Genomic DNA, 17,622 nt, shown 5'->3' with positions numbered 1-17,622 from the left:
GCCGCGCATTCGGTACGCTCTTCTTTTCGCAAAGGTTATGGGCCCGAGCCCGTCATTGATAGAGCACGGTCATCGTCATGATCGTGCTCGCATTGCCCGGCGTGACCGGGCCTGTCCGGTAGAAGCGCGCAGTCAGCGGCACTTGATAGCTGCCGCCGAAGAGACTGCTGTACCCGTAAAGGCGCTGAGACGTGTTCAACCGTACGACCTTGCCCGCCGAGTCAAACAACTGCACGCCGATCCCGCCCGCCGAGCCGGCGTTGGGTTGCAAGGCGGCGACGTTGTGCGCCGCCTCGCCGTATTGCGGAGAAATCGTGTAGGAGACAGCGTGAATCAAGCCCGTCACCGTGCCCGGGTCGTCGGACCCTCCGGGACAGTTGAGGAATTGCACGTTCAACATGCCCTTGCCCGGCTGCGGCGGCGACAGCGAGCCGACCGCCGGGAAATCCGAGGCCATGAACGTGCCGACGTCGACACTCTGGTCCGGCGTCGTGCAGGTCATCGGTATGAACATGCTGGAGGTCGTCGAGATGTCGACGGTCGGCGGGACCACGGCGTCCACGTACGGCTGCAACAGCATGATCCGGTTGCCCCTCAGCCAGGCGCTGCTCATGAGGGGGCCGGTCTTGACCAGGGCGATCGCCGTCTGGGCGCCAACCGTCTTCGACCCGGACTGGCCGGCGAGCATCGGGCTCCACGCGTCGTAATTCATCGGCCCGCCTCTCTGTACACCCTGCCATGCGGTCCTGGAGCCATCGGCCGATTCGAACTGCATGGCTATGGCGATACCCACGCCCGGCACGCCGGTGGCCAGCACGGGAATGTTCGCGCCGTTGTAAAAGACTAAGACGCCGGTGCGGGTGGTCGCATCGCCGCGCAGATACATGCCGATTCCGACCGTGCTGTTTTTCGGCCTGCAGTCGAACTCCACCAGCCCGCTTGTCACCCATTGCGTCAGGAGCGTGCCGGGCGCCAGGTCGGCCGCCACTGAAACGCTCGAGGGCAGCGTGAGCGTCTGCGGGGGCCAGCAGGTGTAGCAGGTCGCGGAAGGGTCCTGGTCGCACGCGGACGCGGTCCGGGCGATCCCCGCCGCCATCAGTGCGATGAGCCGTAACCATGCAGCCGGTCTGAAGCTGAAACGCTTCGTGTTCATGTCCATCTCCCTGTTGCTTGCTCGTGTGGGGACTGCCAACCTCATCGGCAACTCGCTTCCGTAAACGCCCCGATCGCCCGGGCCGGTGCGTTCGATGCAGCCGGCCATGCGACGCGCACCCGGCACTGTCCCCCGGCGCCCTCACCCCACTTCACCGTCCATTCGTCGCCGTCCGTTCCGCCGTAGACCAGCGCGCGGCTGCCCTGACCCACCGTGCCGACGACGTCGCCCTGCGGATTCAGCATTTCCGCGCCGAACGGCAGCGGCTGCCCGTCCGGGCGCCTGAGGCGCACGACCAGCGCCGGTCCGCGATCTTCCGTGTCGAATTGCACGCGCACGACCGAGCCGGCGGTCGGCGCAAAGCGCTGTTCCGTGCTCTTCAGGCGCAGACCGATCGGCAGGCCCTTCACGTCGATGCCGACCTGATTGAGCGCGTACGGCTGCAAGCCCGCGATCAGCGCATGCCCGCTTCCGTCGATGCGCACGCCCGGCGAGCCCGACAGGTTTGCGCCCGTGGCGTCGTCAGCCTCGATCACGGCGAAGGTGTCGCCGCTCTGCGGCGAAAACACGACGCCGTCGCCATACGCGACGATCGAACCCGACAGCCCGCCGCCCACCTGCGTATAGCCGTTGGCGCGACCGGCATTCAGCTGCATCTGCGCAGCCGGCGACAGGAAGCCGAGATTCGCGTTGATGCTGTCGTCCGTCTGCGCGCCGCGCCACTGCCGCCCCGTCGTGACGCCATAGTTCAGGCGATGATTCGTGCCCGCCGCGCCCGTGAACGACGCCTGGAGCTGGCTGCTGCCGTCGCGGGAATCGCGCGTGAAACTCGTCACCGAGTGAGCGTGGCTCGCGCCGAGACTCAGCGGCACGGAGAGACTGACCATGAAGCGCGTGCCCCAGCGGGCCGTGTTCGAATCCAGTTCCCGCGACACCGAGACGTTCACCCCCACGCGACGGATCGACGTGTTGTAGCCGGCCTGGAACGAGGTGTCGCGGCTGGAACGGTTCCAGTAGATCTGCGTCGAGCCCGACAGGTACATCGAACCGTAGTCCCACAGGCTCTGGTTCACGGTCAGCAGCAGACGTCCCTTCTGCCTGCCCGTCAGCGCGGACGCATTGCCCGACGCCGCGGCATCGCGCAGGGTCATCGCGTCCGCGAAACTCAGGAAGCCTTGCGTCGAATAGCGGTACGCGGCGAGCGTCACATCGGTTTGCAGCGGTGTGAAGCTGCGCGAATAGGACACGCGCAGGCTCTGGCCGCCGCGCGGCGGCACATTCGGCAGAGACGTGTTCGCCTGGGTCACGTCGAAGCCGAATGCGCCGACCGGCGTGTCGAGCGCCACGCCCGCCGCCGCCGACCAGTAGCCCGAAGACATGATCGTCCCGCCGTAGAGCGTCATGAAACGATTCAGGCCGTGCTGGACATTGCCCTGCAGCACGAACGGCGCATTGCTCCCGCTGGTGTTGCGGTACTGGCCCGCAGCAACGCTGTAGCGCCAGCGTCCTTCGCGCAGCGCGTTGACGGGCGCGGCATAGGGCAGCAGCGACGTGTGCCGGCTGCCGTCCGCTTCGGTCACCGTGACTTGCAGATCGCCGCCGTAGCCCGTCGCGTAGAGATCGTCGATCTCGAACGGACCCGGCGCCACCGTGGTCTCGTAGATCAGGTTGCCGCGCTGCGTGACCTGCACCCGGGCGTTCGTGTTGGCAATGCCGCGAACAGTCGGCGCATAGCCGCGCTGCGACTCGGGATACATGCGATCGTCGGTGCCGATCTGCACGCCGCGCAGGCCGAACGAATCGAAGACCGAGCCGTCGGTGTAGGTGTCGCCGAGCGTGAACTGACTCTTCAGCCGCACGATGGAGCGCTGCGCGTTGCTCTGGATGCTCTGGCCGCGCACGCCCGCGCCGGTCGCACTGGTGAGGTTGCCGCCATAGCGAAAGCGCCACGCACCCAGATTCACACCGGCGTTCACGCCGAGATAGCTCTGCGTGTTCGACACGCCGTTGCCGTTCGAGCGATACACATTGCCGCTGTACTGCACGAGCGCGGCCGGGACGCCGTCGTCCCAGAACTTCGGATCGATCCAGCCGCGCGCGGTGCGATTCATCCACGCCTGCGGAACGCTGACGTCGAGGCGCTGTTCGCCCATGTCGAACACGGCGCTCGCGCCGGGTATCAGTTTGGGCAGCACGGCGGCCTGCGCGGTGTCGAGCGTCGCGTGCGCGGCCTCGCCCAGCTTCGTCAGATCCACGCCGATACGCGTCAACAGCGGGCGGTCGAAGAGCGGCTGCGCGGCCGTGCCGGGGCCGTTCACTTCGCGCAAGGTGACATCGGTCGTGCCGATCCAGGTCTGGTTCACGTTCAGTTCCGCGCGATACGTGCCCGCCGCGACGAGATTGCCGCGATCGAAGCGGCTGATATCGAGTTGCGCCGCCGCGCTGCCGCTCAGAAAGCGTGCGTTGAAGCGCACCGTCGCAGGGGGCGGCGCGAGCGTGGCGGCGGCATCGGTCGGCGCAGCGGCGTCCGGCCGCGGATGCGCAGACGGGAGGGCCGTGCTGTCCGCATCGGCATGCGTGGCGACGACCGCCAGCAACACCGCGACGCCGGCCGGGTTCAGCGACAGGAAGTCGGGGTTGGACGCACGCGGCCTCGAGCAGCGATTCTTCTTCATGGATGCCCGGCGAACAGGCGAAAGCGCCCCCTGCCGGCGCGGGGACGCGTCGGCATCGGGATGCGAGGGTTGATGGAACCGGATGCGGTAATGCGAAGACCGGCGCGACGGCGGACGGGAGGCCATGCGGCGCCGCCGGCCGCGTGCTACTTGAGCGACGCTTCGTGCTTCACTGGCGCGCCGTAGTCATCGAGCGTGGTGAAGGACACGTTGCCGGCCCGCGCGGGCGTGGCCGAGAGCGGCAGCGAGACCGCGCCGCCCGGTGCGACCATGTCGCCGGCATCGAAGCGCGCGGCCGGATCGCTCCCGCCGACGCGGGCCGAAATGATCGTCACGTAGTAGCTCGACGGATTCGAAACCCGTAGCGCAGCCTTGCCGCCTTCCGTGACGATGCGCCACTCGAGCGTGTCCGGCGCGTCCTCGACCCGGCCCGCCAGGCCGGCCGGGCGGAAGAAGAACTTGAGCCGGGTGCGGAAGGCGAGCTGCACGTAGTTGGGGCCGGTCACGGCTTCGGCCGGACTGGGCGGCACTTCGAGCAGGTTGAACCACAGCAGGCTCTCGCGATCCGGCGGCATCGGCTCACCGGTGTAGACGATGCGGACCGTCTGCGCCTTGCCCGGATCGAGGCGCGCAAGCGCCGGCGTCAGCATGAATGGCAGATTGAGCAGGCTCGGATCGACTTTGGGATCACCCTCGTCGAGCCACACCTGGGCAAGCGCCGGCGACTTGCCGACATTCGACAGCCTGAGCGTCACTTCCTGCTCCGCGGCCGGATAGATCACCCGCGTTCCCGCGATGACGACGGACGCGCAGGCCGGAAACGCCGCCAGCGTCAGCACCAGCCAGACCGTGAGAAGCAGGCCGATGAGCGCGGGCTCGCGGGCTCGTCGTCGGAATGTCATCTGGCTTGCCTCCGTGACGCCCGGCTGGAGCCGGTCACTGATACGACATCGAGTACGTCACCACCGTGCTCACCGTGCCGGCCGTCGCACCGCCCGCGGGCGTGACGTACTGGGCGGCGTACCGGAGCGTGGCCCGCCCGCCTGCAATCGCGACGTTCTGGGCGTTCTGCGCGCCGTCGGTCTTGCTCACGTCGATCACCTGTGTGCCGTTGTTGACGTCGACCAGCTGGACTTCGACGTTGGTCGCCGTTCCGGTGTTCTTGAGATTGCCGTTGGGCAGCGTGTTGACGCCGCTCTCCCAGAAGGCATGCACGCTGCCTGTGTCGGGCGTGCAATTGGTCAACGCGAGGTTGAACGAGGTGTTGCCGCCGGAACGCCCGGCCTCGGTGAAGTCCGATGCCGCGAGGGTCGGCAGCGTGACGGTGAAGTCACCGGTTCCGCCGTTGCCGCTGATCTGGCAGGTGCTCGCCGTGAGCTGGCCGTTGATCGTCAACGTGCCGCCGGAGGCATGAGCCGCACCGCAAGCGGCACCGCTCAGCATGACGACGAGTGTTAGCACATTCTTTTTCATTCTTTGTCCTGATTGATCTTGACTAAGCGATCGCCAGCGTTGGGCACCGGGATCAACGTGTGTTTTTGAAATTCATCTGACAGCGTTCGTCAGGAATTTGTAGGACTTTATAAGAATTTTCTTGAGATGAACCTAGGACGATTCTTAAACGCTCGCATCATTCAGGCGCGGAGCACGAGCGTGGAGATCGTTGCCACAACGAAGGGAGAACAACGCGGGAGAGTGCTGAAGCGCGCCTGGTAATGAGGGAGAAATGCTGGAATGGCGAATGTCGTCCCGCTCGAACGGCGGGAGATGGGCGACGCGGATGGCGAATTCATCCGGCATTCGTCAGAGGGCGTGGTCCCCCCGGCAGGAATCGAACCTGCATCTAGCGCTTAGGAGGCACTCGTTCTATCCATTGAACTACGGGGAGCGGACCGCCGCGCGCCGAGGGCATCGGCGAGCGAGCGCAGAGTATAGCAAACGGGATTGGCGGTCATCGGGCGCACTGCGGGAAAAATCCGGCGGCGACCCAGGATGCGAAATATTCTGATGAATCAGGGTTTATGCCTATCAAGAATCGCCGGGCCGCGCCGCCATCGCTTTAATGGACCCCATTCCCGATTCCAAGCCGCAGGGCGCGTTTTCGGCGTTGCTGGCAGACCAAGACCTGACGCACCTCGAGAAGGTGTTGCGGCGCTCATTGTCATGCGATCTCGGCGGTCCGTTGCTGCCGCCCGCCTACTGGCGCGAACGGCTCGCATCGATCACGCGACAATCGCATCTCTCTCATACCCAGATTCAGACCGTGCATCGGCTGTATCTGCACATCGACGCCTTCGAGGCCGACGTCCGCAAGCGTGAAAGCGAGCGCGCCGCCGAAGCCGATGCTTCCGTCCTCGCCGCCAGCGCCAAGCCGCGCAGCGCCTGAGCAGCCCCCTCGCTGATCCCCGCCTAACCCGCCTGACCCGCCTTGCGCGCCCGCTGCTGCGCATGCGCCGCGAGCCGCACCGCCGCGTTGGCCGCACCATACCCGTCGTAGCCGCCGCGCCGCTCGATCACTTCCAGGAAGAAGCGCTGGTCGAGCTGCTCCGTATAAGCGTGAAAGAACTCGCCGCCGCGTTCGTCGCGATCGTAGAGGATGTTGTGCTCGTGCATCGTCTCGATCTGCTCGCCGGGCAAGCCGAAGCGCGCCACCAGATCGTCGTAGTAGTTGCGCGGAATGCGCAGGAACTTGACGCCGTCCGCCTCCAGACGGGGAATCGCGTCGAAGATGTCGGGGGTGCTGAAGGCCACGTGATTCAGGCCCGAGCCGCGGTACGCCGAGAGCGATTCCGATACCGCCGTATAACGGTCCACCGACGCATTCAACGCAATGCGCACCGACCCGTCGCGACTGCGCACGGCCCGGCTGCGCACCAGGCCGTAGGGATCGGGCACGAGCACGGCCGCTTCCGTCTCGAAGCCGAACGCGCTGCGGAAGAACAGCACCCAGGTGTCGAGCGCGTCGGCGGGCAGCGACAGGCACACGTGATCGATACGCGACAACGGTCCCACCTCGTACGGCCCGTCGATGTCCGTGAGCACGAAGTCCGATTCCCAGAGCGTCGGGCCGCCGGGCGCTTCGTCGACGAAGTAGTCGAGGCTGCCATCGGGCGACTGCACGCCCGGCACATGCCGTTCGTTCGGCCCGATACGTCCCGAAAACGGCTTCGAGCCATAGGCGGCGGCGCGCTCGAACGCGAGCCGGGCATCGTCGACATGAAACGCCGACGCGCACAGCGACAGGCCATGCTGCTGGAAGAACGCGCTGGCGAACGAATCGGCCTCGGCGTTGAGCACGATCGAACCCGCGCCGTGCCGGTACAGCTGCACGTCCTTCGAGCGATGCTGGCCCGCACGCCTGAAACCGAGTCTGCCGAGCCATTGCGCGAGGTGCTCGCGCGTCGCCTGATCCACGGCGAATTCCAGAAACTGGAAGCCGATATGCTCCGGCGGCGCGGGCGGATCGAACAGTTCAGGCGGCGCCTTGTCGCCCATCAGCGCGCGCGTCTGTTCCTCGAGAAAGCGCAGCGAGCGATAGCCGTCCGCCGCCGTGATCGCGGTGGGCGCGGCGCGGAAACCATCGTTGAAGATTTCCAGCGACAGCGGGCCCGTGTAGCCCGCCTCGAGCACGCGCGCCGTGAAGCCCGCGACATCGAATGCGCCCTGCCCCGGGAAACAGCGATAGTGGCGGCTCCATTCGAGCACGTCCATGGCGAGGACGGGCGCATCGGCGATCTGCACGAACGCGATGCGCTCGCCTGGAATCGACGCGATCTCGTCCACCGAGTCGCCGATGGACAGCGTATGGAATGTGTCGAGCGCCAGTCCGAGGTTCGGGATGTTCACGGCATCGACGAGCCGCCACGCGTGCTTGTACGAATTCACGTGCCGGCCCCACGCCAGCGCCTCATACGCGACGACCACGCCCGCTTCCTCCGCCAGACGCGCGAGCACGCCAAGCTGATCGACGATCAACGCATCGTCGCGAATCATGTCGGGCGACACGTTGGAACACGCCAGCATGCGATCCGTGCCGAGCTCATGCATCAGTTCGAACTTGCGTTTCGCGCGCTCGGCATTGCGTGCGAGACGCTCCGCGCTCACGCCCTCGAAATCACGGAAAGGCTGGAACAGATAGATGGCGAGGCCCAGGTCTTCGCACATGCGGCGCACGTCGGCGGGCGCGCCGTCGAAGTAGAGAAGATCGTTCTCGAAGATCTCGACGCCGTCGAAACCGGCCGCCTTGATGGCCTGCAGTTTCTCGGCGAGCGTGCCGCTGATGGAAACGGTCGCGATGGATGTCCGGATTGAACGCAGCATCGCTGCCTCCTTGATGCATTCGGTGGATGCGGAATCGACTGGGCGCGTCTCGTGTCAGTGTAGGCCGTTCGTGCCCGTTCGCGCTGAAGGCGGCAGAACGCCATGCGCAATCCATGTCAGTCTGCGGCATGATAGCAAACTAACTAGAACGTACAAATACGTGAAAACACCGAACGACACGTCCCGTGCGGCAGTTCACACTGCGCCGTACCCGATTTCGCACTGCAGCATCGAAACCTCGCGCAGTGCCACACCTTGTTGGAGCGCATGCATGACTCAGAAGACTTCGTATCTCATCGGCCTGATCGGCTCGGGCATCGGCGGCTCGCTCACACCCGCCATGCACGAACAGGAAGGCCGCACGCTCGGCCTCAACTACGTGTACCGGCGCATCGATCTGCAGGCGCTGCAACTCGAACCGGCTGCCCTTCCGGACTTGCTGGTCGCGGCCGAGCGCATGGGCTATGACGGCCTGAACATCACCTATCCGTGCAAGCAGGCCGTGATTCCCCTGCTCGACGAACTCCATCCCGACGCCCGCGCATTGGGCGCGGTCAATACGGTGGTGCTGAAGGACGGCCGGCGCATCGGTTACAACACGGACGGATCGGGCTTCGCGCGCGCGTTCCAGCGCGGCCTGCCGGGCGCGCCGCTCGAACGCGTCGTGCAGCTTGGCGCCGGCGGCGCGGGCGCGGCCGTCGCGCACGCGGCCCTGGCGATGGGTGCGCGCACGCTGACGCTGTTCGACTCCGATGCCACCCGCGCCGCCGCCCTCGCGGCCGATCTCGGCGCGCGTTTTGCGGACCGTACGGTCACGAGCGGCGGCGATCTGCGCGAGACGCTGGGCGCCGCAAGCGGGCTCATCCACGCGACGCCGACCGGCATGGCCAAGCTGCCCGGCCTGCCGTTGCCGGCGGACTATCTGCACAAGGAACTGTGGGTCGCGGAGATCGTGTACTTCCCGCTGGAAACGGAACTGTTGAAGGCGGCGCGCGCGCTCGGCTGCCGCACGGTCAGCGGCGGCGGCATGGCGGTGTGCCAGGCAGTCGATGCGCTGCGCATCTTCACCGGCCGCGAGCCGGATGCCGAACGCATGTTCGCGCACTTCCAGAGTCTGCTGGAAGGCTGAACGTTTATCCGGCATCAAACAAAACGGCGGCCTCGCGAGAGAGCCGCCGTTCGGCGTTTCAGCGTTGCATGAGTTGAGGTCAGTCGTCGCGCCGCATGAAACACAGCACGGCGTCGACGATCATCTCGCGATGCCGTGCCCGCGAACGCACGCCCGACGGATCGCGTCCGAACGCGGCGCTCCACGTATGGCGATTGCCCACGCGGTGAAAACAGAACGAGCTGATCATCAGATGCAGGTCGATGGGATCGACGTCGCCACGGAACTTGCCCGCCGCCACTCCGCGCGCGATCAGATCCTCGATGGTTTTCACGACGCTCGAATTGCGCGCCTTGAAGGTCTTCGACTGCTCGATGTACTTGGCCGAGTGAATGTTTTCGATCGTCACGAGCCGCACGAAATCGCGATGCTTGTCGTGATAGTCGAAGGTAAAGCCGACGAATTCCCGCAGCGCTTCTTCCGGTTCCATCTCCGCGAGCTGCAGTTCCTGCTCGAGCGCCCGGATGTCGCCGTAGACCTGCTCCAGCACCGCTTCATACAGCCCTTCCTTGCTGCCGAAGTAGTAGTACAGCATGCGCTTGGTGGTGTTGGTGCGTTCCGCGATGGCGTCCACGCGTGCGCCGGTGAGGCCCATCGCCGAGAACTCCTGCGTGGCGATGTCGAGAATGTTCCGCTTGGTCTCCTCAGGGTCGTACTTGCGCCGTCCTTCTGCTGTGGTCGACGAGGGCGCAGTACTGGCGGCCTTGCTTCCTTTTTTCATTTTTCTGTCTGAGAACGGCATGGAAAATCGATTCTAGCACGGGCTATATAGGCATCCTTGCCTTACGGGCCCATCCATTCCGGGTGCTTCGCCTATAATTTTCTTCCCCGCATGCAATCAAGAAAATCATTACGCATGAAGCACTCTAAAACGCTGACAGCGTGCGCGCTGGCCGCATGCAGCCTGATGGGAAGCACGCATCTTTTCGCCCAGACCGCCCTGCCGCCGGGTCATCCCGATGCCAAGCAACTGATGGCCGCCGAAGGCGTGATGACCAGCGCGAGTCTCGCGCGCGGCGCCGCCGACGTCTGTCATATCGATGCCGCGAAAATCGCGCGCTTCAAGGACGTGGTCCATACCAGCTATCCCGACGCGCCCGACTTCGACGGCGAATGGAAGCTCGGGCTGGCTCAGGCGCAGTCCACCGTCGATCGTTTCGCGCGGCTCAAGGCGAGTCAGCCCGCGGAATACAAGAAAGAGATTGGCGAGGCGTGTCCGGCGCTTGCGCGCGGCATCGACGAAGTCACGGCCCAGCCGCCGCAGTAAGCAGCGGGACGGCGCTCAGTCGTCCCTGCGCTGGCTTTCCTCGTAGTGCGCGCGCTTTTCCGTGTACATGACGGCATCCGCGCGCTGCAGCATCGACTCGAGCCGTTCGCCGTCCTGGGCGGTGGCGGCGCCCATCGCAAACGACAGCGGCATGCCCGAATAGAACTGGTTGTTCACTTCGAGCAACTGCCGGATGCTGTCGATCACCGCCTCGCCGCCGCGTTCGTCGGTGCCGGGCAGCAGCACCATGAATTCGTCACCGCCGATGCGCGCCGCCTGGAACGGCTTCTCCACCGCCTTGCCGAGCACTTCGCCCGCGCGCCGCAGCAGCGCATCGCCGGCGGCGTGGCCGAGCTGATCGTTCACCGCCTTCAGGCCGTTGACGTCGATCGCGATGGCCGTCACCGGGAACGGCCCCTTGCGTTCAAGCCGGTTGATTTCATCGACGTAGAACGAGCGGTTCTTGAGCTTCGTCAGCACGTCGTGCTTGCCGAGGAATTCGAGGTAGGCCTCGGCCTTCTTGCGCGCGGTGATGTCCGTCAGCGCGACGAGCACCAGATCCCAGCGCGCCTCGTGCCCCGGAAACACCGAGAACTGCAGATGCACATGCACCTCGTTGCCTTCCAGCGAATAGTTGACCACCTCGCGCTGATGAAAGAGCTTGTGCTCCCACAGCTCGACCAGCTGCTCCTGGAAGTGCGCATGCATGTCGTCGCGAAACACGTCGGGCAGGCGCGACAGCAGCGTCGCCTTGTCGGGTGCGGCGAACATGCGCAGCGTGTGCTGGTTCACGTCGAGGACATGGATCTCCTGCATGCAGCGCTCGACGAACTCCGGATGCACATTGGTGAAGGTGCGGAAATCGACGATGCCGCGCTCGCGCACATCGTCCAGCAACGCCTTCACGGAGCTGAAATCCTCCACCCACAGCGACACCGGCGAATGCTCGAACAGGCCGCGCGCATAGAGTTCGCTGGCGGCGGCGCTGCGCCGCATCGCTTCGAGTTCGGTGATGTCCTCGATCGTCACGAGCACGCGGCTCCACGTGTCCTCGTGTCCCGGCAGGACGACTGCCTTGAGCAGCACGTCGAGACGCTTGCCGTCGAGCGTGTAGTTGACCGTCTGGCTCACGAAACGCGCCTTGCCGGACCAGAGCTGCTCGAGTTCGTCGACGTGCGTCTTCAGCATGTCGTCGCGGAACACGCGGTCGAGGTTCTGCACCAGATGATCGGCGTCCTTCGCCTGGAACAGGGACAGCGTGCGCTGATTGACCTTCACCACCCGGATGCGCGACGAGCATTCGGCCACGCGCTGGGGTTCGTCGGCGAGAAACGCGCGCAGGTCCGTGACGCCCGCCGCCCGCCAGCGCTCGAACTGATCGCGCACCGCGCTGAAGTCCTCGAGCCAGAGCGAGACCGGCGCGAGGTCGAACATGTCGGCATCGTCCTCCGGCATGCTCGCCGGCGTAAATTGACCGGCAGCGCGGCGCGGGTCGTTTGGCATGGTGTTCCTTTCGGCTTGCGCCGGCTCTCGGTCATGGCTGATGCATGCGGGATCGCTCCCGAATCATCTCATTATTGTAGCGCGCCATATTTTGCGGGAAGCTGACGGCGCTCCGCGTTGAAGGAGGCGCCGATGTGTATCGGGGGCAGATGCTAAACTCGATTGACAGGCATGGACCCGGGCGTCGCGTTCCTGGCACAGGCTCGGGCACGTTTGCTGCACTTCCGGCAGGTCAACGGCACGCCGCCTGATCCGCGCGCAACAACGCGGCACGATACACGGCGCGATGCCGCCTTCATCGACACGCAACCACCAGGAGGCATGACTCTCATGGCTGACTTCCGTATCTGGTCGGATGAATTTCCGGCGAATGGCTTCATGGCGCGCGCCCACGAATTCGACCAGCAAGCCTTCGGCGGCGCGGGTGAGAATGTTTCCCCGGCGCTGCAGTGGGACGCCCCGCCCGCCGAGACGCGCAGTCTCGCGCTCACCGTCTACGATCCGGATGCGCCGACCGGCAGCGGCTTCTGGCACTGGATCGTCGTCAACATTCCGCCCGACACGCGCTCCCTGCCGCGCAACGCCGGCAAGGCCGACGGCAGCCTGCTGCCCGCCGGCGCGCTGCAACTGCGCAACGACTACGGCACCGTGGGCTTCGGCGGCGCGGCGCCGCCGCGCGGCGACAAGCCGCATCGCTACATCTTCCGCATCCACGCGCTGTCCGCCGAGAGCCTGCCGCTCGACATCAACGCCACCAACGCCGTGGCGCGTTTCATGACGCACCTGAACGAAATCGATTCGGCGACCTACACCGGCCTGTACGAACTGAAGTGAAGAAGGCATGACCGGGGCGCGGCCTTCGAGGTCCGCGTCCCGCCTTGCAGCGCCCGCGCACAATCCATTTGAAAACGGCGTGACATACAATGCGCCGCCGCCACTCCCTGCCCATCGATGGACTCCGATCAAGGTCTGCCGCTCCCCCAACGTTACTGGGCCATTCTCGTCGTTGCGCTGGGCGTCACGCTCGCCGTGCTCGACGGCGCCATCGCCAACGTCGCGCTGCCGACCATCGCGCGCAATCTGAACGCGTCGCCCGCCGATTCCATCTGGGTCGTCAACGCCTACCAGCTGACCATCACCATCTCGCTGCTGCCGCTCGCCTCGCTCGGCGACCGTATCGGCTATCGGCACGTGTATGTCGGCGGACTGGCGCTGTTCACGGTGTCGTCGCTGGCCTGCGCGCTGTCGGGCTCGCTCGTCGGGCTGACCGCCGCGCGCATCGTGCAGGGCTTCGGCGCGGCCGGCATCATGAGCGTCAACACGGCGCTGGTGCGCATGATCTATCCGCACCAGCAGCTCGGACGCGGCGTCGCGATCAACACGACCGTCGTCGCCGTGTCCTCGGTCGTCGGCCCGACCGTCGCCTCGGGCGTGCTCGCGGTCGCCACCTGGCCGTGGCTCTTCGCGATCAACGTGCCGATCGGCCTCGCCGCCTTCGCCATCGGCATCCGCGCGCTGCCGCGCACGCCGGGGCATCGCCAGCCCTACGACTACATCAGCGCGATCATGAACGCGCTGTTCTTCGGCCTCGCGATCGTTGCGGTGGACGGCTTCGGACACGGCGCGCACCGGCCGTGGGTCATCGCCGAGTTGGCGGCAGTGGTGGTGATCGGCTACTTCTTCGTCAGGCGGCAACTGACCCGCAGCCAGCCGCTCCTGCCGGTCGACCTGCTGCGCATTCCGGTCTTCGCGCTGTCGATCGGCACCTCGGTCTGTTCGTTCTGCGCGCAGATGCTGGCCTTCGTGTCGCTGCCATTCCTGCTGCAGGACACGTTCGGCATGAGCCAGGTCGAAACCGGCTTCCTGATGACACCCTGGCCGCTCGTCATTGTGTTCGTCGCGCCGCTCTCGGGCATTCTCGCGGACCGTTATTCGGCAGGCTTGCTGGGCGGCATCGGACTCGCGATCCTGTCGCTCGGACTGGTCGCGCTCGCCACGCTCGGCGCGCATCCGGATGCGTTCGACATCGCGTGGCGCATGGCCGTCTGCGGCCTCGGCTTCGGCCTGTTCCAGTCGCCCAACAATCGCCAGATCATCTCCGCGGCGCCGCGTCATCGCAGCGGCGGCGCGAGCGGCATGCTCGGCACCGCCCGCCTCACCGGCCAGACCCTCGGCGCGGCGCTCGTCGCGCTGTGCTTCGGCATCGCGTCCAGAAACGGCCCCACGCTCGCGCTCGGCCTCGGTGCGGCATTCGCGGCCGTGGCTGCCGTCGTCAGCCTGCTGCGGCTGACCGGCGGACGCCGCGTCGAGACGGCCTGAGGGACGCGCCCCGCACCGTCTGTCTCCGCCCTTTGGGCACACCCCTTGCTGAACGTCGGGCATGGATTCCGCACATGCGAATCACCCCAAAATCGCTAACAGGAGTGTGTTCATGGGCTCATCGCTCAACGGTTGCAAGGTTGCCATTCTCGCCGTCGACGGCTTCGAGCAGGCCGAGCTCGTCGAGCCGCAACGTGCGCTCGAGGAAGCCGGTGCGCAGGTGCACGTCATCTCGCAGAAGGCCGGACAGATCCAGGGTTTCAAGCATGTCGACAAGGGCGACAAGGTCGACGTCGATGTCACCCTCGATGCCGCCAACGCCGGCGATTACGACGCCGTGGTGTTGCCGGGCGGCGTGGTCAACGGCGACGCCATCCGGCTGGATGCGAAGGCGCAAAGCTTCGTCAAGGAAGCCGATCGCGCGAAGAAGCCGATTGCGGTGATCTGCCACGGCGGCTGGCTGCCGATTTCGGCGGGCATCGTCGCGGGCCGCACGATGACCAGCTGGCCGAGCTTGCAGGACGACGTGCGCAACGCCGGCGGCACGTGGGTGGATCAGGAAGTGCAGGTGGACGGCAATCTCATCACGAGCCGCAAGCCGGACGACCTGCCCGCTTTCAACCGTGCGCTCATCGACGCGCTCGGCAAGTCGCGCGCGGCCTGAGCGGCAAGCCTCGTCACGGAGTCATGCCGATGTCGAAACCGTTCAGCCGTCACGAGCATATGCATGCGCAAGGGCGCGGCTTTCGCCTCCCGGCGAGCGCCGTGGAAAATCCGCGCAGCTGTGCTTTCGGCGCGGCCTATATTGGAGACACGGCGTCATGATCCTCGCGCACGACATGCGGCGCGTCGCCCACCCTCGTCCCGCTTATGAGGACTCGACCATGCACATCACCTTTGCCGACGAATCCCCTGTCTATGACGGCGACGACCTTGCCATCCACTTCGCGGCGCTCGTGGATGGCGAGCCGGTCGTCTGTTCGATCTCCGCAGAGGCACTCGAAGATCACTTCGGCGCGCCATCGCCGCGCGAAGAAGATCTGCTTGCCGCTTTTGAAAACGGCGCCGCACGCATCCGCGCGGTCTGCGCCGAAGCACTCGATGACAACGGCGGCCAGCCCGTCGTGCTGAGAAGCGGGCTGTTCCGCGTCGCGGGCCTGGAACCGGAATGACCCGGGCCGGCATGCCGCGCGTCGAATCCATTCACCCAGTCGATAAGGAGGGAACATGTCCCTGATCATTGCGGGCCGATTTCAAACTTTCCCCGCGGCCGAAGCGGCGGCCCAGCGCTTGTTCAATAACGGTTTCGTCGAGGAGGACGTGACGCTGTTCTTCGTCAATCCGAGCGGGCAGCATGCGCGCCATCCGATCGGCGGCGACGTCGGCACCGATGCCGGTGCGAGCGCCGCGCCCAAGGGCGCCGGCAAGGGTGTGACGATCGGCGCGGTGGCGGGCGCGGTGGTCGGCGCGGCGATCTTCGCCGTGTTCCACGCGCCGCTGCTGGTGTCGGTGATCGCGGCGGGCGTCGGTGCGTATGTGGGATCGCTGGTCGGCGCGATGTCGCATACGCGCAAGCCGAAGACGTCCGCGCAGGCCGAGGAGCCGATGCGTCATGCGGGCGTCGTGGTGGCCGTGCATGTCTCTCCCGAGACCCAGGGCCAGGCCGCCGATGCGTTGCGCGCGGCCGGCGGCGTGGATATCGAACGGGCGTCGGGACGCTGGAAGCAAGGCCGCTGGAGCGACTTCGACCCGCTGCAACCGCCGCATCCGGTAGGCGAATTCGCGGAGACGCGTGCCTGAGGGTTTGCTCCGCTTCTCATGCAAAAACGCCCGCGAACGCGGGCGTTTGCGCGCATGCGCCACTGCGCGTTGTCAGACCCAGAGACCCGTTGGATGTGTGGGACGCACATGCCCGCGGATGCTGCACTCGGCCGGCTGCATGCGTGGCGCATCCGTCTGCATCGACGAAGGCTCGCAAACCGGTGCGGCCTGCGACGGTTGAACCTGTGCAGCTGCTTCCTGAATAGCGTTGACATGCTGTCGCACTTGAATGGTGACCGCCGAAGCCACGATGGCCACAAGTACGAGGGACTCGCGCTTGGCGAGCCGGTGCAGGAAATTCATGGTGTTCTCTCCAGTTGCCGTCGTGCGCGACTCTCCGAAGGATTCGCGCTTGTAGTGGCGTGGAGTTAGCAAAGCGTGTGCCGCCCTTCCCCGTCGTCGAGCTTTGAGACCCGCCCGAACCCCGCGCCTTGCGGGCACGCCGCATGCGCTATGAACTGGCAAGCCGCAACTCGCAGGGAGGCCGCGGCGTAGCAAGGTCTCAACTCAATAACGGAGGACTCTCATGAGCACGAACGTCGTATCGGTACTCAACGATCTGGTCGAAACCTCGAAGGATGGTGAGAAGGGCTTCCTCAAGGCTGCCGAGGACACGCGCGATCCCAGCCTCAAGCTGCTGTTCCAGAATCGCGCGCAGAAGTGCGCCGAAGGCGCGCGCGAATTGCAGGACGTGGTTCAGCGACTCGGCGGCAAGCCGGAAACCGGCGGCTCGGTGGCCGGCGCCTTGCATCGTGGTTGGGTGGACGTGAAGTCGGCCGTGAGCGGTCACAGCGACCATGCGATCCTCGCCGAATGCGAGCGTGGCGAAGATGCCGCCAAGAAGAATTATCGCGAGGCGCTGGACAAGGAACTGCCCGCCGATATCCGCGCGATCGTCGAGCGTCAATATCAAGGCGTGCTGGAGAATCACGACCGCATTCGCGACTTGCGCGATCAGTATGCGGCTGCGAAGTCCTGATACGCGTCAGGTCCGCTGACGAAAAAAACGGCCGCTCGCGCGGCCGTTTTTCATGGCGATCAAGGAAGCGCAGCTTACTGCGGCTGGCCCTTGTCGTTGGTGCCCAGCGACGATGCCGCTGCGGCTGCCGAAGCGCCCTTCAGCTTGTGCGCCTTGTCCTGCTGATGCAGATAGGTGCCCTTCGACTTCTTAGCGTGCGAGCCGGTTGCCGCCGCATCCGATGCAGCCTGTGCGAAGGCGCCCGTGGAGAACGCCAGTGCCAGCGCGCCGATCAATGCCATCTTTTTCGTCTTCATGAAGAGCTCCTTTTGCCGGGGTTTCGGAACGGCGCTGTTCTGCACGCCCGTCAACCGCCTGTGTAAGTAACGTCCTGAACGGCCGTACTTCGTTTATAGGTTTCGAAGTGCTGCGAGGTAA

The 17,622-nt window shown here is 65.7% G+C and carries 18 protein-coding genes and 1 tRNA gene; 9 read left to right on the top strand and 10 right to left on the bottom strand.

What is annotated here, in order from left to right; all coding sequences use genetic code 11:
* Window positions 1-52 precede the first annotated feature (52 nt).
* The 5 genes from QCE64_RS03995 to QCE64_RS03975 form a co-directional block, all read right to left on the bottom strand.
* Window positions 53-1,153, bottom strand: coding sequence for a fimbrial protein (locus QCE64_RS03995; RefSeq protein WP_309914716.1), 1,101 nt, complete (start codon window positions 1,151-1,153; stop codon window positions 53-55).
* Window positions 1,154-1,194: 41 nt separating this feature from the next.
* Entirely contained in the window at window positions 1,195-3,828 is a 2,634-nt protein-coding gene (locus QCE64_RS03990; protein WP_310002743.1) for a fimbria/pilus outer membrane usher protein, read from the bottom strand.
* A 146-nt stretch (window positions 3,829-3,974) separates the two neighbouring features.
* The gene (locus tag QCE64_RS03985; protein ID WP_310002741.1) at window positions 3,975-4,730 is read right to left on the bottom strand and encodes a fimbria/pilus periplasmic chaperone; all 756 of its coding nucleotides are present in this window, start codon (window positions 4,728-4,730) and stop codon (window positions 3,975-3,977) included.
* A gap of 34 nt (window positions 4,731-4,764) precedes the next feature.
* A complete protein-coding gene (locus QCE64_RS03980; RefSeq protein ID WP_310002739.1) occupies window positions 4,765-5,301 on the bottom strand; it encodes a fimbrial protein in 537 nt (178 codons plus the stop codon).
* A gap of 340 nt (window positions 5,302-5,641) precedes the next feature.
* Window positions 5,642-5,716 (bottom strand) — tRNA-Arg (locus tag QCE64_RS03975).
* Window positions 5,717-5,890: 174 nt separating this feature from the next.
* Between QCE64_RS03975 and QCE64_RS03970 the strand changes: the two genes are divergently transcribed.
* Window positions 5,891-6,214 carry a hypothetical protein gene (locus QCE64_RS03970; RefSeq protein ID WP_309914702.1) on the top strand — a complete coding sequence of 108 codons (324 nt, stop codon included), beginning with the start codon at window positions 5,891-5,893 and terminating at the stop codon, window positions 6,212-6,214.
* A 23-nt stretch (window positions 6,215-6,237) separates the two neighbouring features.
* Here QCE64_RS03970 and QCE64_RS03965 read toward each other — a convergent pair whose 3' ends face one another.
* Window positions 6,238-8,136 carry a TIM barrel protein gene (locus tag QCE64_RS03965; RefSeq protein ID WP_310004141.1) on the bottom strand — a complete coding sequence of 633 codons (1,899 nt, stop codon included), beginning with the start codon at window positions 8,134-8,136 and terminating at the stop codon, window positions 6,238-6,240.
* Between the two features lie 283 nt (window positions 8,137-8,419).
* Between QCE64_RS03965 and QCE64_RS03960 the strand changes: the two genes are divergently transcribed.
* On the top strand, window positions 8,420-9,277 hold the full coding sequence (locus QCE64_RS03960) for a shikimate dehydrogenase (RefSeq protein ID WP_310002737.1): 858 nt from the start codon (window positions 8,420-8,422) through the stop codon (window positions 9,275-9,277).
* Window positions 9,278-9,356: 79 nt separating this feature from the next.
* On the opposite strand, the gene QCE64_RS03955 is transcribed toward QCE64_RS03960, so the two are convergent.
* Complete coding sequence (locus QCE64_RS03955; protein WP_309807699.1) at window positions 9,357-10,037, bottom strand: TetR/AcrR family transcriptional regulator; 681 nt, start codon at window positions 10,035-10,037, stop codon at window positions 9,357-9,359.
* A gap of 135 nt (window positions 10,038-10,172) precedes the next feature.
* On the opposite strand from QCE64_RS03955, the gene QCE64_RS03950 reads away from it, so the two are divergent.
* The gene (locus tag QCE64_RS03950) at window positions 10,173-10,583 is read left to right on the top strand and encodes a hypothetical protein (protein ID WP_309914696.1); all 411 of its coding nucleotides are present in this window, start codon (window positions 10,173-10,175) and stop codon (window positions 10,581-10,583) included.
* 15 nt (window positions 10,584-10,598) lie between these two features.
* Here QCE64_RS03950 and QCE64_RS03945 read toward each other — a convergent pair whose 3' ends face one another.
* Window positions 10,599-12,086, bottom strand: coding sequence for a sensor domain-containing diguanylate cyclase (locus QCE64_RS03945; protein WP_309914694.1), 1,488 nt, complete (start codon window positions 12,084-12,086; stop codon window positions 10,599-10,601).
* A gap of 330 nt (window positions 12,087-12,416) precedes the next feature.
* Here QCE64_RS03945 and QCE64_RS03940 point away from each other — a divergent pair, with 330 nt between their 5' ends.
* The 5 genes from QCE64_RS03940 (at window position 12,417) to QCE64_RS03920 (ending at window position 16,205) form a co-directional block, all read left to right on the top strand.
* The gene (locus QCE64_RS03940; RefSeq protein WP_309929521.1) at window positions 12,417-12,920 is read left to right on the top strand and encodes a YbhB/YbcL family Raf kinase inhibitor-like protein; all 504 of its coding nucleotides are present in this window, start codon (window positions 12,417-12,419) and stop codon (window positions 12,918-12,920) included.
* Between the two features lie 117 nt (window positions 12,921-13,037).
* The gene (locus QCE64_RS03935; protein ID WP_309929520.1) at window positions 13,038-14,405 is read left to right on the top strand and encodes an MFS transporter; all 1,368 of its coding nucleotides are present in this window, start codon (window positions 13,038-13,040) and stop codon (window positions 14,403-14,405) included.
* 112 nt (window positions 14,406-14,517) lie between these two features.
* Window positions 14,518-15,069, top strand: coding sequence for a type 1 glutamine amidotransferase domain-containing protein (locus QCE64_RS03930; protein WP_309914689.1), 552 nt, complete (start codon window positions 14,518-14,520; stop codon window positions 15,067-15,069).
* 220 nt (window positions 15,070-15,289) lie between these two features.
* On the top strand, window positions 15,290-15,577 hold the full coding sequence (locus QCE64_RS03925) for a DUF1488 domain-containing protein (RefSeq protein ID WP_310002735.1): 288 nt from the start codon (window positions 15,290-15,292) through the stop codon (window positions 15,575-15,577).
* 55 nt (window positions 15,578-15,632) lie between these two features.
* A complete protein-coding gene (locus tag QCE64_RS03920; protein WP_310002733.1) occupies window positions 15,633-16,205 on the top strand; it encodes a glycine zipper domain-containing protein in 573 nt (190 codons plus the stop codon).
* Between the two features lie 72 nt (window positions 16,206-16,277).
* Here the strand turns inward: QCE64_RS03920 and QCE64_RS03915 are convergent, their stop codons facing one another.
* Window positions 16,278-16,529 (bottom strand): hypothetical protein, encoded by a 252-nt coding sequence (locus QCE64_RS03915; protein WP_310002731.1) that lies wholly within the window; start codon window positions 16,527-16,529, stop codon window positions 16,278-16,280.
* A gap of 223 nt (window positions 16,530-16,752) precedes the next feature.
* Here QCE64_RS03915 and QCE64_RS03910 point away from each other — a divergent pair, with 223 nt between their 5' ends.
* Window positions 16,753-17,205, top strand: coding sequence for a PA2169 family four-helix-bundle protein (locus tag QCE64_RS03910; RefSeq protein WP_309914677.1), 453 nt, complete (start codon window positions 16,753-16,755; stop codon window positions 17,203-17,205).
* A 74-nt stretch (window positions 17,206-17,279) separates the two neighbouring features.
* Here the strand turns inward: QCE64_RS03910 and QCE64_RS03905 are convergent, their stop codons facing one another.
* Window positions 17,280-17,501, bottom strand: coding sequence for a hypothetical protein (locus QCE64_RS03905; RefSeq protein WP_309807685.1), 222 nt, complete (start codon window positions 17,499-17,501; stop codon window positions 17,280-17,282).
* Between the last annotated feature and the right edge of the window lie 121 nt (window positions 17,502-17,622).

This window comes from Caballeronia sp. LZ043 (genome assembly GCF_031451075.1).
GTDB lineage: Bacteria > Pseudomonadota > Gammaproteobacteria > Burkholderiales > Burkholderiaceae > Caballeronia.
The sequence above is the reverse complement of the archived record's forward strand: the minus strand, read 5'-3'. Positions and strand labels throughout refer to the sequence as shown.